The sequence below is a fragment of the Planctomycetia bacterium genome (genome assembly GCA_021413845.1).
Lineage (GTDB): Bacteria > Planctomycetota > Planctomycetia > Pirellulales > PNKZ01 > PNKZ01.
Genome location: JAIOPP010000031.1, coordinates 1 through 17,244, shown reverse-complemented (window position 1 = coordinate 17,244; position 17,244 = coordinate 1). Strand labels below are relative to the sequence as shown.

Sequence of the window (17,244 nt, the reverse complement as noted above, 5' to 3'; positions counted from 1 at the left end):
GAGGCAATCAGCGACTTCCCGAATTGATCGACCGACAACGCCATGACGGGCCCCCGTAAAGTAGTGGGCTCTATGATAGCCTGTTTACGGGCAAGGGACACGGTAATTGCCGGTTTTAGGCGTTCCCCGGCGACGAGGTCGCCGCCGGATCCACCCATTGCGGAGCCGAGGGGGCTCTCAAATTCACTCACCCAATTCTTATTTATCCAACAGACTGTCGACGCCGGCCGCGGGTTCAAAACGAAATTCGCCCCAAAGCGCGGGAAGCACGCGCGCTTCCGAGGGTAAATCGCTCAGGCTCACTTGGCTATGATTCGCCCAATAGTGACGGGCGATCGTCGTGATTCCTTGCGAGTCCGATTCGGTGACCCCCAAGTCGCCGCGTAAGCTCAGACCTTTGACGGGAGCCGGCCTTCCCAACGCCCTCCACGGGATCGCCGCCTCAAAAGTCCAATTCTGCGCCAAGCGCGAGAATGCCGTTTTCGCTTCACTCATCGCGCGCACTTCGTCGATCGTGATCTCTCCGACGGGTGACCGAAACACGGTCGGTTCCCCAACCGGTTTGTTCGCGCGGTAGCGATATAGCATGCAGACCGCTTCGTCGCCGAGCGCAGTCATCACCAAGCGAATGTCTCCTTGCGCCGCCTCGGTGCGTGCAGGATCGGCCTCGGGATCGAGACCCAAATGCAGATCGAATGTATCGCCCGACTGGAACAGCGTTTTGCGATCAGCGCCTCGATTGGCGAGCGGGCTGTGGTCGACGGACGAAACCGCGACGTAAAGGTTCTCGGCATCGAAGCCGAGCTTCGCCTTCCAATGACCGACTTCCTTCCCCTCAGGACTGCGCACTTCGCGGATCGTCGTCATCTCGACTCCCGGCCAATCGGAAAGGACGTCGCCGTCGATCACCGGGGGCTTCGCGAGCATGGGAACCGTGCAAATCTTCGGTCCTTCGCTGGACAGAAACCGCTCGACGCGGGCCTTCGCTTGCACACATTTCGAGACTTGCACGAGGTCGTCGCCGGTAACGACGCATGAGCTTGAAAAGCGTTGCAGCTTTTCCAAGCCGTCGACGCGCATGACCGTGACGTGGTTCTTCCCGGCGATCGCGTAGACGTTGCCGTCTTCGGCGCGCGTGACGTGGCCGTGAAAGTCTTCGACCGTTTTGCGCAGATCACTGAGATCGGTTCGGCCCGGCACGTAGTCGGGGATCGAGAAGAATCGTTTCCCATAGCCGGTCGGCCCGCCGACGATCGTCGCCGCGAGCAAGCCGTCGCGCGTGAAAGCGTAATAGTCGCCGTTGTTGCCGCCGACGCAGAACAGTGTTTCGCCGGCGATGTCGAAGTGTCCGATGGTTCCGAAGCCTCCCGCCAACACACCGGGCGGCCGGTCGTAGAAGCCCCAAGGGGTTTGATAAGATCGCTGCACGCTCATGTAGTTGTCCGGATAAGTCCACAACAACTTACCGTCAGGCCCGAGCATCTTGTGACCGAGAATGAACGTATCGCCTCGTCCCGTGACCATCGCCGCGCCGCTCAACTCCGCGAGTTCTTCGCGCGCTAGGCCGTCGTAGAGCGGCGTACCGTCGCTCCGAATCGAACTTGCGCGGATGCGGAAGCCTTGGCTACCGGTCGAGAAGTTGAGCGACAGGTCGTCGCCGATGTACGGCGCGCGCGTCACCTTAGGGCCGACGAGCAATTGCACTTCGTCGGCTTGCACTAACGCGTCGGAATTGTGATCGACCCAGATGAAGCCGGTCTTTGTGCCGTCGACGTCGCGTACTTTCTTTTGAACTTCGACGTTGCGCGCAAGTTCGGCCCAATCGCCGATCACCCCGGCGGCCACGATCGGCACGGCCACCCCCTGCATCTCGCGACAGACGACCGACGTCGGCCCGGGATCGCCGAACGGCGTCACCACCGGTCGATCGCCGATCAGATAACGGTTCCGTTCGACATACGCGACGCGGTCGGGCAGATAGTTGCCGCCGCCGTAAGGAGCGAGACGGCTTTCCAGTTTCCAAGTGCGCGCTCCGTAGTCGATGCGAAACTTCATCCCTAAATGATTGACGACGGTCCGGTCGCCCGGATCCATCATGCCGCCGCCGCCGTAGTGCGTGGGCCCGAGGAACTCCTGCTCGAACCGTCCTTTGTCCGTCCAACGGCTGATTCGCTTGGGCTGAAACTGCTGCTCGACGATCCACAGCTTGTTAGCCGCGTCGAATGCCAAGGCGACGGGCTCGATCAGCTTGCCGGGATCCCAGGTTCCTAGCGACGGCGGCGCACCACCGAACTCCTCAACCTGCAAGCCGGTAGTCACATCGAAGACGCGCACCTGCTTGGTCTTCCGATCGATCGCGCAGAGCTTGCCGTCGGCACGAAACGCCAGCGCTCGCGGGTTCCCAGCCCGATCCGTCGGAACGACCACCTCGAGCCTCGGCAGCGCGGGGAGGCGATCGATATCGCGCAGGCGCACGATCCCCTGGCTGCAGGCTGCGTAGAGCGTGCCGACGCGATCGAACGCCAGCGCACCCGCACCGGTGAGCGGCAAGTGTCCGAGCAGCTTTGCTTGTTCTCCCGGAGTGCGCGGCAACGTGAGCACGGTCACTCGCTCGGCGAGGTCGGCGGCCGTCACGGAGTTGCCGGTCGCCGGTGCGAGCGCAATCAGCGACTCGAAGCCGCCGCTGATGAACGACCGTGTCGGAGCCCCTGCCCCTTGCGGTGCTTCGATAAACCGGACCCGCAGCGCTCGGGTCGATACGAGTTCACCGAAGTCGGCGACCACGAGGCGATTCGTATGCCAGTTGAATTTCACATGGTTACGCGTTTGGCGATGACGATGCACTTCGCGCCACTGGGCATCATCGGCCAGGGCTTGCGCGTCGATCGACCGATCGACAGGGCCGGTCCAAACGTCGATTGCCAACCCGCTCCATTCAAGCGGGCGCGTCAATACGCAACCGCGAAGCCCCTGCGGTTGGTCCCAAACGAGCGAGGCCGATGCCGGATCGGCTAGCGAAATCGGACGCGACGCATCTCGCTCGAACTTCCAACTACCGTCGGCGCCGGCCTTCCCTTCTCCTACGACCAGCCGGCCCTTCGCGGCGACATTGTCGTAGCGACGATCGAGCAACATGCCGTAATCGAGCCGCGTGAGAGTCGGGCTGGTGAATACCACGGCCCGCGTCGCGATATTCTCGGGCACGATCGCTAGCCCGGCACCGGTCTTCGCCGTCGTCTTTAAGCGAATCCACGTTTCCGGATCGAATCGCGTCTGCATGTCTCCCAAGATGTCGTCGAACCCGTCGGTCTTTTTCTTTTTCGCTAAAGCGGGGACATCGAGCGTCGCTTCCGTGGGTTGAAACGCCTTCGGCAAAGTCTTGCCGTTTTTCAACGCCCAGACTTCGACCGACGCATCGGAAACGACGATGCTTCCCAGCGGCACTTCGGTTTTAAACGGCAGCACGAGCGTATTCGCCAGCGGACCTTTGGTCGGCGCGTTGCCGAAATGCGCCTGAGTCGAACTGGTCGTGGCTTGGAACGTCGAGTACACCTCTTCGAGCGGATTGAGGGCCGTGTCGTGGACCTTGCGCGGATAGATCGGCGGCGTGATCTGTTTGAGATCGATCTCGTCGCCTCGAATGGCCGATCGCACCCAAGCGGCCGGCGTTGAGCGATAACTGACGCACAACAAACCGTCGCGAGCGGCGGCACCGCTATAGTCGGCGATGATGTACCCGGTGTCGGTGTGGCCGGGCGTTCGATCATCGTACTGAAACTTGTGAATTACCTGCTTGGCGAAATCTTGGTGCGGATCGATCCGCACGACTTCGTCGTTGTTCACGGCATAGGCGGCTCGCCCGTCGCTTACGAGGCGGTGTGCTCCTTGATGATCGGACCAAACTTTCGCGCCGCTTAAGTCGGTGGCGATCAACGCGTAGCCGAATTCGGCTCCCATCGCGCTGAAAAACATCCGATCTCCCACTGCGCAGCAAGCGACCGGCGGCGAATGATCGGCCATCCAGCCTCCGCCGCCGCGCACCGGTGCGTTCCAAGGTGGCGATCCGGAATTGTAGACCGTCATCTCGTGCGTCAGCTTCAACGGCGGTCGCACGACGCCGGTGATCGAGTAGTTACCCGGTTGAACGGTGCGGCCGGCATCGTCGGTCAGATCCCAAGGCTCCAGCACCTCGCCTTGGTTGCGCGGCACCTCGGCAATGAGCCGGCGAACGTGTCGCCCTTCGGCATCGCTCACTCTCGCGGCCACGAAGCCGGCGAGCGGCAATTGATAACGCACGTTGTAAGCCGCCGGCGGTTGAAACGAACGCGGCGGTTGCTCACCGTCCGAAAGCGACACCAGCGAAGCGAGCCAAGGCTTGCTCGCGGTCGGAAGTTTTCCCGTCGCGCGAATCGCCAACGATGGGCTTGCATTTGCGAAGGTGACGATGCCCGTGTCCGACGAAGTCGCCGTCGTTAATGGTTGCCATTCCGACGGCTCGGCCAACCGTGGATGCGTCGAACTCTCAGGCCGCAACGACCAATAGGCCGGCTTGTCCGGTGCAGGCGCGAACAAGACGACACCGGCGACGACGCGCTCGACCGGCCAGTAGCCGATCCATTGCTCGCCCGGATCTTTGGGCCCTTTCTTGTCGGTTGCAGGCTTCAACTTATTGCGTGCCTGCCCACCCAACGACTCGGGACTCCAGTACCGACCCGCGAGCAACCGAACAGGATCGCAAATGGTCGACCGCTCGATCGTTTCCCACGGCAAGTTGTGGACCTTGTAGGTCAATCGCACCGCGCGAACCGGCGTCGCGGCCGAAAGCGGAAACACCGGTCCCCCGTCCAGCGATTGCCACAACTCTTCGCGCGTCACGTCGCCGGGATACTCGGCATCGCTGCGCAAGATGCTTACCGTCGGCGCGTTGGAGCAAAGCGTGCCTAACGCAATCGGGCGACGAAAAGCCAAGCGAAAGTGCCGCACTTCTTGGCCCTGCGGCCCGGTAGTCCATTCGGCCACCTTGCTCGGCTCCGCCAACCCGAGCAACGCCGCGAGGGTCGCGCTCGAGGCCGGCCCAAGGTCGCGCCCGCCGGCAAACGCACGGCATTGCTCAACGTCAATGTCCGTCTGCTGCATCGCGAGAGAGATGGTCGCAGGCGTAGCGGAAGTCTCGGCTTCAGCACCGGCGTTCACAATTACGCAACAGGCGACCAACACCGAAACGCCTCGTCCGCTAATTCTCATCAATATGCTCTTCCCATGGTCTACTACGTTGAGATTCTTTTTGATCGTTGACCTAATTCAATGTCCCCTTCGGGCACGACGATCGGCATGACCGCGTCATTTACGGTACAGGCGAGGGTAGCACCACATGCTGAGATCGAAGTTGACGTCGCGGCCTTCCAGAACTCTCAACTCGATCGTCTTAGCGTTCGGAGGCAATAGCACATTGATCGGAATGATTCCCAAGTTGTGAGGACTCTTAAAAAGCTGCCGATCATCGGCCCAGACTTCATAAGTTACCGACGTCGTGCGAGCGCAATACGCAATCGCGGTGAAACGTTTGTTGCCGGGCGGAATGGCATAACTCACCGACGATTTGGCATGAGCGAATAAGAACTCGTCGCAGGGGACGGCATCGTCCGGCTCCAAAGGCGGCGATGCCCATTTCTCGATGATCTGATTGCTTTGGAACTTTCCCGCACCGACGGAGTTCGATGTCACATCAAACGGCAGTTTCACCCCCGTAGCACTGACGAACAGAGGATTGCACCAGTACGAGTGGTCGAATGCGAGATCTCCGTCGGAGTCGATCACCAACTCCAATAAAGACGATTTGGGTGGGATGAGAAACGAAAACTTGGCGATGTCGGTGACGCCGCTTTCGGCAACTAGATTGCCATCGACGTAAGCGGAATATTTAACGGTGCGACTGGCGTGGTTATACCCGGCGACGGAAAAACTCTTCGCACCTTTCGGGACGCGGCACTTCAGCCGCGACGGAGCATGGGCCGCGTAATAGTTGGCGCATACCGAGGGTTGAAGCGAAACCAACGGCCAACAACGCTCACACAGCGTCGGCCCGAGTTCTAAAGGAACTTGGTTGACCAAAAACTTCCCCCAACCCACGGTCGGCCCGTTGGCATTGAGATCGACCAAGCGTGTGAACCCTGCTTGCGTATCTCGCTGCCGATCGGCCTCGGTCGGGAAATCGCGACGACACTCGCCCGAAACCATCCGTATGCGTGCCGTATGGAAAGTCGTCCGATTGTTCCAATTGGCAAGCCAAGGGCGGCGAACGGTTGTGAGCTTGAATCCGCCCCCTTCGTGGCAAGTCAGGTCGTCGTACGGCCCACGCCAAGTGATGAAATCTTGCGTGTCGTCCCAGTCGATGTTGAAGGCGGCTTCGTCACCATAGCGACGGACTCGGATCTTCACGCGATGCCGCACGCCGTTGGAGATCGGCGCGGGCTTTTTTGTCGTGGGGTTGCCGTCATTAGCCAGCTTGCCGTCGATCCAGTCGACCCCTCCTGTTCGTCCGGTGTATCCACCCATGAAGAAATGCATGTTATGAATGCCGACGGGAAAAAAGACGCTTACCGACTCTCTTCCGGCATGCCGGGTGAACTCGACTTCCATGTCGTATTCGCCGTCGATGATGGCCGGCAATGGAAAACGATTGTACTCTTTGGTTTTTAGCACCAACCCCTGTTTAGTGACGGGCGATTCTAAGTTGTCGTTCCAATCGATGCCTCGCGGTGACCAATCGACGCCCGTCGCCCAATCAAGCAAATCGATCCAGCCGTCGGCCTGAGGTGCGGTCGGTGTGTTCGGCTTGAGCGGCTGAGCGGTGTTGCCCACCGAAGGAGTGCCGATCGGTGCAGCGACGACGACGGATGTCTTGGGCGGAGCAGTGCTGGAAGCAGTCGACATCGGAGGCGCGATCGAAGAGGCAACGGTCGGCGACGGGATCGGCGTCGAAGCTAGCGGCTGCGCTGTCGCGATCATGCTTGAAGTCGGCTTTACGGACGGAGTTCCTTTCGGTTCGATCGTCGTAGAGGTCGGCGCAACGCTAGTAATGCGATTGGGCGCCGGCGGTGTCGGCGTTGACGAGAGAACAACTGTCGCTGAGGGCTTCGGTGCAATCAAAGACGTCGGCGAAGCCGAGGGCGTCGGCACCGCCGCCCGAAGAGGCAGAGCCAATGCCGTTTCGGTCACGTCCGCTGGTATCTCTGCCGGGCCTCGGCCGTTCCAGGCGATTCCCACTGCCAACAGCACGGCAACAATCGCCGCTCCGACCACATAACTCGCGATCGATTTATTCCGCTGCACAGGACTAAGTGCAGAAGCCGCATCGGCATGCCCTCCGGGACCGAAATTAAAAGTGAGCGATTGCGCATCGGACTGTCGCGAGACTTGAGGCAGCGGCAACGCAAACGCCGCCGGAATCGTCGACGGTTGCCAAGGGGCGGCCGTTAAACTCCGCTCTAAATCCTCCGCGAGTTTGTTCATCGTCTGATAGCGACTGTCGGGATGCTTCGCCAACATCTGCTGCAACACCGAATCGACCGCCGCCGGTATCTGCGAATTGAACGCCCGAAGATACGGAATCGGAGAATCGCGATGCGCCAAAATCTTGGCGACCACGGAGTCGCCGTCGAACGGAATGTTTCCGGTGACCAATCGATAGAATGTGCAGCCGAGTCCGTAGACGTCGGCCCGCGCATCGGCCAGACGCGTGTGCAACGCCTGCTCCGGCGCCATGTAATCGACGGTTCCCATGACCTGCCCGGTTTGCGTCAAACCTTCGTCGGCCGGCGAGTCGCCTAGTGCGGATGGATCGTCGAAGCGCGCCAGCCCGAGGTCAAGTAACTTCACGGTTCCATCGGGGCTGAGCATCAAGTTGGCCGGCTTCACATCGCGATGCACGATCCCTTGCTCATGGGCATAAGCCAGGGCCCGCGCCGCCTGCACGACGCACGACACCGCTTGTTCGAGCGGCAAGGGCCCCTGCTTCTTGACGTACGTCGACAGGTCCATGCCGTCGATGTATTCCATCGCAATGAAATGCTGGCCTTCCGACTCCCCTGCATCGAGCGCTCGCACGATCCCCGGGTGATTGAGCCGGAGTGCCGTTTCCGCTTCGCGACGGAAACGAGTCAAGGCGTCGGAGGAACGTTTCGTGCTCAACAGCACTTTCACCGCCGAGGTTTCGCCGGTCCGGCGATGACGGGCCAAGTAAACCGCTCCCGCCCCACCACTTCCTAGTCGCTCCGTAAATACATACTCGCCGATCCCGAGCCCCTTGGGCTTGTTTTGGTAGAGCGCCGCGGCCTGGTATTTGGTCAGCTTTCCTTGCTGAACCAGTTCGCGTGCCAAGCCCCCTGCGTCGTCCGCATGACGAGCCGCAGGCCATGCGGCATGGAGGGGAATCAGTTCATCCGGCGACAATAGATTGCACGTCGTCAGCAGGGCTAGAAATTGCCCGACGGTGATCTTTTCGACATTAGGGTTAACCATAGATGCTCGTTGCCGCGCCGAGTGTCGAGCTCTTCTAGTTGAGGCTTGCTCCTAATCGGAGATATGGGCCGATCGCTCGCCCGACGCTTTGCGCGGAAATGAGTATATCATCGAGAAATACTGATTCAACACTTGCGGGTGGTTCGCGGCTCGTTGAAATGGGGGAAGATGATTGCAAGTCGAATCTGCTGCGACGATCCTCGTTCCAGCCGTTCTAAAAGAATGGAATCCCGCAAAGTGTGGGCTGAGGGTTCGCCTATTTACCGCAGGCCGGTGTGCAGGCCGTTGCACAAGCCGGGATCGTGCGCCGTTGGACGCACTTGCCGACTTGCATCGCTTCGGCGATCCATTCGTGTGTGATGCTCGGATCGAAACGGTGGCGCGAGGCCATAATCAGTGCCACGCGCCGACTCGCGTCCATGCCGTTGTTTTGAAACTCGTTGTAAGCCGGCCGCGGCAGATGGCGATCGAGATCGGTCACGGCGTGAATGCAATCGGCGATGTACGTCGAACGAGGCCCGTGATCGGGATCGATGCACTTATAAAGAACGCAGCCGCTATTTAAGCGGGCGATCTGATGACGAACTCGTTCGTAGATCATCGGGCCGCGATCGGGTTCCAACTCGTACGGCCCCCACATGGCGACGCATTCTCCTTTGCAGAAGCTATCGTGGAACGTGGCCGGCAAGCTGAGATTCACTCCGCACTCGGCGCGCAGCGCCAGCGGCCGAATGACCAAGTTGGCCGGCATCCAGGAGATCGTCTGACTCTCCAACGAATAGCTTTCTTTGTCGCCCGGTTCGGCAGTCGCTTTGACGATCGTCGCCCAAGTGTGCGTGTAGCGGGCACGCTTCGGCACCGACTCGGACCCGAAAATCATAATGAAGTAACGATCGCCCGCCGACGCTTGCGCCGCAATCGATACGATGCAGCCGATAACGAGAAGCCGAAGAGGATGAATCACGGGCCCGCCTATTAATGAAGGTCTTGTCAGTCGAGTATTCGCCTCAGGTTATATCTCGAATAAGTTCTATTATCCTTAGGATCGCTCGTCGATAAACGAAAATCAATCTCGTATCGGGGGATTCCACAACACATTTCGACGACGATCTTACGCCGCGACTCAGCTCTCCAAATGCGATGGTCGTGATCCGAAGTTCTAAATTCCTGTCCTGATCGCGGCACGATTGACAGCCTATTCTCAGACCTTTACCACACGGTCGGCGACCTCAACGGTCTTGTGAAACCGCGCCGTGAGAAGCTGCGAACCATCGTGGAACATCGAAGCGATGTGATGAAATGCCTTATCTCGTGTATAACAGTGACGCAGCTGATTCGGCCGAATCGGTATCGTCTCACCTTCGAGAACAAGAGCGTACCCATGCGTCTTCCTCGTGAACTCCACCGGCTTCTTTTCCTGATCATCCCGCTCGTCTGTGGATGCGGTTCCGAGCCTGCTTCCAATTCGGGGCCCTCTGCCGATTCACAGCCCGATAGCCCGCAGCAAGTCGCGGCTTCGGAGCGAGCCGATGTTTCGCAGGCAGGCACGGCAAGTCTCTCGGTCGCCATCGCTCCCAAGCCCCCAGCAAAACCGTCGCCCGAGCAGATCGCAAAATGGGACGTTCCTGCATACGTGCCGCTGCAGTTACTGGCCTGCAACGACGGCTTCGATGATCCGGCAGTGCAATGCTTAGCGGTGAGCCCGGATGGAAAACAGTTTGCGCTCGGCGGCTCGAAGCTCACGCTTTGGAACACGCAAGACGCTCAGCCCACGGTTGATTTGTTGACCAAGTACAAGCCCGACGAAGTCGAGCGCCCCATCCGTGCGGCGGCGATCTCGGCCGATGGCAAATGGCTGGTAGCCGGCGATGAAAAAGGAACAGTTCGTATCTGGACGCTGAGCGACCAGAAGGAAGTTGTCGCCATCCCAGCTCACAAGGGATACATCACGGAGTTGGCGCTCTCGCCCAACTCGCGACTCCTCGCCACGACGAGCTATTCGGGCGACGTCCATCTTTGGCAATTGCCGGAAGGCAAGCAGTTGAAGAGCCTGAAGGTGGACAAACAAAAGATCCACCACTTGGCATTCCTCTCCGACGATCGGTTAGCGGCCGCCGGAAGCGAAGCAGGTATTTGGAACGTCGAGACCGGCGCGAAGGAAACCGCGCTGACGACGAAACATCTGATGAGTCCGGCGCTCGCCCTATCAAGCGATCGCCGATCGTTGGCCTTCAGCGATGCCGATGCGACGCTACAGTTCTGGGACGTCCAGAGTTCCAAATCGACGGGCTCGGGCTGGCGCGGTGCCGGCGCGCAACTCATCTCCTTTTCGCACGACGGCAAATGGATCGCCACGTACGCGAACAACTCCGAAATACGCATCTGGGACACGGCCGCTGGCCGGCTCGTGCAAGTGATCGACGCCGACGGCGAACAAACGTCGGCGCTCGAGTGGCTGCCGAATTGCAACGGATTGCTCATCTCATCTGAGAGCCGGTTGCGTATTTGGGGCACGGCCGATGCGGCTGCGGCGATCGGTATGAAATCGATGGTGTTGCCGACACCAGCGACGCCCGTCGCCGGAGCGCAACAAGCGATGTCTCCCGCTCAAATGCAACGTGTGATCGACATCCGTTCGTTCCCGCGACTGCCGGGTGCGGTGCCGAAGATGAATGAGTTTGGCTTCAGCACGTACGTCGCACCGGCCACGCAAGCCGACGCCGAACTCTATTATCGCTACGCCCTGGAGAAAGCCGGCTGGACGGAAGCCCCGCCGTCGCCGATGACACCTGGCCTCATTTTCGACAAGGACGGTTGTCGGCTAAACGTTTCCTTCGCGTCGGCCGCGGACTACGGCACCGGTACCGCCGGCGAGTTGCAGGTCTCGTTGCAATTCGAGGGCAACTACGACGCTCGGTGGCTTCCCAAGTTACCGGTGTCCGACTGGAAGGGTACTCACGAATCGTTCTCCAGCTGCATGTATCGCACGAAGACCGCACTGACGGACGCCGAGGCAACCTTGCTCAAGCAACTCCACGCCGCCGGCTGGACGGCCTATACCCGCCTCGCGGCTTCCGGTTCGGAAGACCCGCGTTCGCGAACCCTCAAGCTGTTGCAAGGGGGCAGTGTGCTGACCGTGTCGCTCCAAAACCCAGCCGACTCGCCGAATGAGTTGGCGGTGCAAACCAATCTGAACGTGTCGAACCAATCGTTGCCGCTCCCTCCCGACGCGGGCTGGATCGAGTTCGATGCTTCGACCGATTTGCAGTGCGTCGTCAATACGAAGATGAACTTGCAGGATGCGATCGACTTCTACGACAATCGCATGGCGGCCGAAGGATGGCTTCGGCGCGAGGCGGGGCGACACACGAAGGACGGTAAGGCGTGGCTCCCATACGTTCGCGGACAGCAAGACCTTTTCCTTCGCCTCGCCGAACTCTCCGGCGGCGGCACGCGCGTGGTCGTGGGAGACGCGGCGAGTTCGTCCTGGCAGTTGCAACCACCGGCCGAGAAGCCGGTTGATAAGACAAGCGAGCCCGGCCTTCAGGCGGCCGACTTCACGCTCCCCGCCGGCGCGATGGCGGTGAAGTACGATGTCGACGCCAAGAATATCGAATTCGAAGTCGCCGACACGACCCCTCCCAAACTCGGCGAGTTGTTCGCCAAGCAGATGGAAGCGCTCGGATGGAAGCGTGATGGAGCGGGAATCGTCGCGGACGACTATACCTTTATCACGTATGAGAAGAACAAAGCGGAAATTCAACTTCGCTCCCGCCCGGCAGACAAGAAAGCGACGGCCATGATCGGCGGCGATGGAATGCTCTGGACCAAGCCGCTGCCGACGGCGCCCGTGCGCATCTCGTACGAAACATGGCTCCGCCGCAACCGCTACGATGCGACGCTCGATCGACTCGACGCGTTCGTTGCCGAGATGCACAAAATTCCCGTGCAGAGCCCGAACAAATAGATCGGGCGACGGCCTTCGCCGGCCGACTCGGCATACATTCGGATCGAGTCACACGCGAAAGGGCCGTGTCGTGCGGTCGCGTGTCGGATCGAGCGAAAGCGGCTCCGGCGGTTTTCGAGTCCAAAATATTCCGTGTCTCAACCTACGGCTCGTTACGATGCACTGACCTAGATAACGGAAAATTGTCCGAGACCGTCCGTATGTCGAGTCCGACTCATTCCTATCGTCCGGAGATCGACGGCCTACGTGCGTTGTCGGTCATCGTCGTCTTATTGTTTCATGCCAACATCGGCTGCCCGGGCGGATTTGCGGGAGTCGACGTTTTTTTCACGATCTCCGGATACTTAATCACCGGCTTGATCATGAAAGACTTGGATGCCGGTCAATTCTCCTTTCTCCGATTCTGGGAGCGACGTACGCGGCGGATCTTTCCCGCGCTTGCCGTCATGGTCGCGGTTTCACTTGCGGTCGGATTTTATCTTTTGATTCCTACCAAGCTCGTACGACTGGGAAAGTCGTCCGTTGCGCAAGGACTGCTCGCGGCGAACTTTTATTTCTGGCAAGGTGAAAGCTACTTTGCCGACAGCACCTCGCAAAAACCGCTCCTGCATACTTGGTCGCTGGCGGTCGAGGAACAGTTTTATCTTTTGTTTCCGCTCGTGCTTTGGGTGTTGATGAGATGGGGTCGTGCGTGGGTCTTGCCGTTGACGGCCGTGGCCGCCGGCGCGTCGCTCGTCGGCAGTATTCTATTGACGCCGGGCCATCCGAACGCGGCGTTCTACTCGCTTCCGACGAGGACTTGGGAGCTACTCATCGGGAGTTACCTCGCGCTATTGCCGAGGCCGAATCGCCTGCCGCCTGTGGTCGGAGAGATAGTCGCTTGGTCGGGCATTCTCGCGATCGTCGCGGCCGTATGCCTTTACGATAAAACCACGCTTATGCCGGGATCGGCCGCGACATTACCGGTGTTCGGTGCCGCGGCGTTTATTTACTTTAGCCTGCCGCGCTCGACGTCCGTCGGCCGTATCCTTTCGCTCGCGCCGCTCGTGTTTATCGGCCGAATCTCTTATTCCCTCTATCTGTGGCATTGGCCCGTCATGGCGTATACCGTCTGCTTGTTGGGTGAAGTTAAAGGTTGGCGTGTGCAAGCGCTGACGCTGTTGATTTCCTTCGTGCTCGGAGTGCTGTCGTGGCGTTTCGTCGAAGAACGATTTCGATATCCTACTCTCGCTTCTTCGTCGCGCAGGTTTTTCGGGGGAGTGTTGTTAGTTCAATGTGTCCTGATCGGAGTTTCGATTTTCTTTTGGATCTCAGGCGGGTATCCGGAAAGAATCCCCGCAAACCTGAGGCCGCTCGTTTCGGATCTGGAGACGACGAACTTTCGCTACGACCTGACGCTCGACGAATTGCGAACACAGGGGCTGCCGCTTCTCGGTCGCCCGGATAATGCCTCGGCCAAGCTCGACTTTATCCTGTTCGGCGACAGCCATGCCGTGGCGTTATCCGAATTGTTTCATCAGGTGGCTGAACGACGGAATCTACGAGGCACGATCATCGCGCGGAATAGCATCCGGCTTTGGTATGTCAATCAGGAGGCGAAAAAGAGAATCGCTTTGCTGTTGGATCTCGTCCAACGTGAACGCGTGAAGAACGTCTGTCTCGTTTGCCGATGGGATCATTATAAAAGGCCAGATCGAATCGACGAATCCGCGGCGCAACTCTCGTCGACCCTTTCGGCGTTGGAAGCGGCGGGAGTGGAACGATTGTTCCTGTTCCGGCAAGTTCCTCGTCAGCCGTCGGGCGAAGGAATCAACCAGCAGATCTATTCCGTGGCGCGGTTTCCGGCAATCGCCGAAGTATCCGGAGTTTCATTGGAGCAATACGAATTTCAAGCGAAGACCGAGAGTGGCCTATTCGCGCGCTTACCGACCTACGACAAGCTGCGCGTGGAGCTCATCGACACCTCACGCCACATGTTCGACGACGCGGGCCGCTCCCGGGTCGTCGAGACCGGCCGATCGCTCTATTGCGACGACGACCATCTGTCGAACTACGGTGCCGAGCGACTGCTGAAAGAGGTCGTGGAAAGCGTCCTCGGTCGCATTGCAAATAAGGATCTTAACGCAACGCAGAAACCCCTGGGCCGAGACCCGGCACGCTCCTTCGCCACGACCGACCTTTCAAAAAGCGACGCACCCAAGCGATCGGAACCCACTAGGCAAACAAATCCTCGACCTTAGACGCACGCTTGAACTTGGCCGGGTTGTCCGTGCCGGCCGCTGCGAGGCAGTTGAAGTGTTGAGTTCCGCATTCGATCTTTGCCCCTTCGCGGTCGCGGAGGTCGTCGTCGAACAGGCTGCTCTTCGTCTCCACGACGAAGTAGAGTCGCTCGGTGCCGTCCTTCTCTATCAGCACCGCCCAGTCCGGATTGTACGTCCCGAGCGGCGTCGGCACTTTGAACCAAATCGGCAGCTTAGCGTAGACCTTGATCGCCTCGTTCTTCTCCAACTGTTGAGCGAATGACCGCTCGGTTTCGGACTGATAGACGACATGGTCGTAGACGCACTTCGCCACCGGGACCATGCTCTTCAGCTAGCCGGTCAGTTCCTCCTGCGCGAATAACTCCTGGGCGTAGTACTGCTCGTCGCCGAGTCATTCGTACTTGATGCCGTCGACGATCGCCAAGCGCTTCGCGCGGTTGATCGCCTCCGACGCCAGCTCGATGAACTGCTGAGGATTCCGTTTGAAGTCGCCGAGCCGGCCGCTTTCGGTCAAGGCGCGCGCGATCGTCCGCCGGGTGAGCTGTGTCTTGTCTTGCAGATCGGTCAACAGGTCCGGCAGCTCGATTTCGGTTTCATCCAGCACCACGGGAGCCGAGGCCGATGTTTCAGTCGCTTCGACGCCGGCGCGGCCGATCGCCAAGTCGGCCTTCCGCCACTGAAATCGCGTCTTCGTGATCGGTGGAGCGTCCTGAATCGCCTTGATGCATGTCGCGATCAACGCTTCGTTGTCGAAGAGCACGCGGTACGAGGTTTTGTGCTTGATCCGGTTCCACAGAGCCTTGAACTCTTCGCCGTTGAGCACCGCTTCGCGCGTCTTCAAGATCCGTCGCTCGTCGGCGTTCTTAATCTCCAGCTTGCCGGCGAGCTTGCGTAAGATGTCCTCGATCTGAACCTGCTGAGATTGAAACGCCGCGGGGAGCGCGAGCTTGCCGTCTTTAAGCGCTTGCTTGAGCGAGTCTTGTACCTTGCCCTCGGTGTTGACGTAACCGGACGTTCGCAAATGCTCCCAGAGTGCCGTTGATTGCTCCATCCCCAGCGGCGTCGCCGAGTAGCGCAACGTGCAAAGCGGGTTCATCCGGCCGAGTGCTTCCTTCCCTTGTCCTTCAAGGCCGCCGTCGACGCTTTGCGGCTCATCGACGATCAAGATCGGGCACGTAGCTTGGATTAAGTCGATCGGCTTTTCGCCGCCGGTCTTCTCGGTCTCCTTGTAGAGGTTGTTCACATCCTTCTTATTGATCGCTCCGACCGTGACCACCATGACTTGGATATGCGGGCTCGTGGCGAAGTTCCTCACTTGGCCGAGCTTGCCCGAGTCGTAGAGGAAATACTCGAAGGGGACGTTGGCGTAGAGTGCCCGGAAGTGCTCTTCCATGATCTGCAGCGACTTATAGACCCCTTCTTTGATCGCCACCGATGGGACGACGACGACGAACTTCGTGAAGAGCGGGTCAACCATGCCGACTGTAGGCGGTTTCGAAAAGGGCGGTCACCGTCGCCGCCTAGCAGTCCTAAGTCGGTTCCGGCGCTTCCCGGTAACACGAGCCGACATGACTGAATCTTTTCCAGCAACTCGCGCAGCGCCGCGAACACATGGAGCGAGAACGCCGACGTCGCAACATCGAGTTTCATGCCCGGCAAGAGGCAATCGCGCAGCTCATCGACGACTCGCTGAGCGCCATGGCCTTGATGCCCGCATGGAATGCTCCGGCACGAATGCGTCGCCACCCGACACAGCGGGAGAGTCTACCAGCGCACAGGTGGTGGTAAAAGCTACCGCGTATTAACCGGAGGATGAGTCATAAAATCCGGTCGATTTCGCGTCACGGTAATGGACTAGAAGCTTATGTCTTGAGAATCGCTCGGCAGCCCCAGCTAGAGCGCATCGCATTTACGTGTAGCGGTATCTTGAGTGTCGAAAGTAGTTTCGGCATTCGGATTTGTTGAAGCGGTTGACGAGTTCGCCGCAGCGACGCCAGAAGCCTGCGACGGTGCGTTCTTCGGCGCTGCGGATCAGCCACTTGAACTTCGCAAAGACTTGTTCGATCGGGTTGAAGTCGGGACTGTACGGCGGCAGGAAGAGCAGTTCGGCTTCGATAGTGACTCGTGTGCCGTTAATCATGTCCCCGGTGCCGACGGCATATCGCCGCGGCATCGGGGATCACACATCATCGGTTTGCCACACGTACAGTTACTCTCTTTTAACTATCGGCGACCTCGTTCTGCTTACGATATGCGGAAAAAAAGAGATCACACCGCTTTCAGGGTAGCCTCGGCAGTTTGCAAATCTTCATTTTTCGTCGCCGGATTACTTACAATGATTGCAAACATAGAGATTAGAAGCAGTTACAAAACTTCGTGTTGCTAGCTAAACGCTCTTCGATCGGGCTTCGTATCAGTGGAAAAGGAGTCCGCTGATGCCGAATCGATCCCGCTGTGATGCGGGGTCCAGGATGGAACCCGAGAGTTGTCCGACGC

General features: G+C 59.3%; 5 protein-coding genes and 2 pseudogenes. 2 read left to right on the top strand and 5 right to left on the bottom strand.

Going from position 1 to position 17,244, the window contains the following annotated elements:
* Positions 1-198: 198 nt before the first annotated feature.
* The 3 genes from K8U03_07010 to K8U03_07000 all read right to left on the bottom strand — a co-directional run bounded on the left by K8U03_07010 (position 199) and on the right by K8U03_07000 (position 9,400).
* Positions 199-5,244: a hypothetical protein gene (locus K8U03_07010; GenBank protein ID MCE9604638.1), complete on the bottom strand. Its 5,046-nt coding sequence runs from the start codon at positions 5,242-5,244 to the stop codon at positions 199-201.
* Positions 5,245-5,340: 96 nt separating this feature from the next.
* Entirely contained in the window at positions 5,341-8,520 is a 3,180-nt protein-coding gene (locus tag K8U03_07005; protein ID MCE9604637.1) for a protein kinase, read from the bottom strand.
* Between the two features lie 256 nt (positions 8,521-8,776).
* On the bottom strand, positions 8,777-9,400 hold the full coding sequence (locus K8U03_07000; GenBank protein ID MCE9604636.1) for a hypothetical protein: 624 nt from the start codon (positions 9,398-9,400) through the stop codon (positions 8,777-8,779).
* A gap of 501 nt (positions 9,401-9,901) precedes the next feature.
* Here K8U03_07000 and K8U03_06995 point away from each other — a divergent pair.
* Both K8U03_06995 and K8U03_06990 read left to right on the top strand, forming a co-directional pair.
* Complete coding sequence (locus tag K8U03_06995) at positions 9,902-12,487, top strand: WD40 repeat domain-containing protein (protein MCE9604635.1); 2,586 nt, start codon at positions 9,902-9,904, stop codon at positions 12,485-12,487.
* Between the two features lie 200 nt (positions 12,488-12,687).
* A complete protein-coding gene (locus K8U03_06990) occupies positions 12,688-14,727 on the top strand; it encodes an acyltransferase (GenBank protein MCE9604634.1) in 2,040 nt (679 codons plus the stop codon).
* Here the strand turns inward: K8U03_06990 and K8U03_06985 are convergent.
* Together K8U03_06985 and K8U03_06980 are read right to left on the bottom strand one after the other, a co-directional pair.
* A pseudogene (locus K8U03_06985) lies at positions 14,702-16,225 on the bottom strand (hypothetical protein). The gene K8U03_06990 and the pseudogene K8U03_06985 overlap by 26 nt on opposite strands.
* A gap of 528 nt (positions 16,226-16,753) precedes the next feature.
* Positions 16,754-16,858, bottom strand: a pseudogene (locus tag K8U03_06980) (transposase).
* Positions 16,859-17,244: the final 386 nt, after the last annotated feature.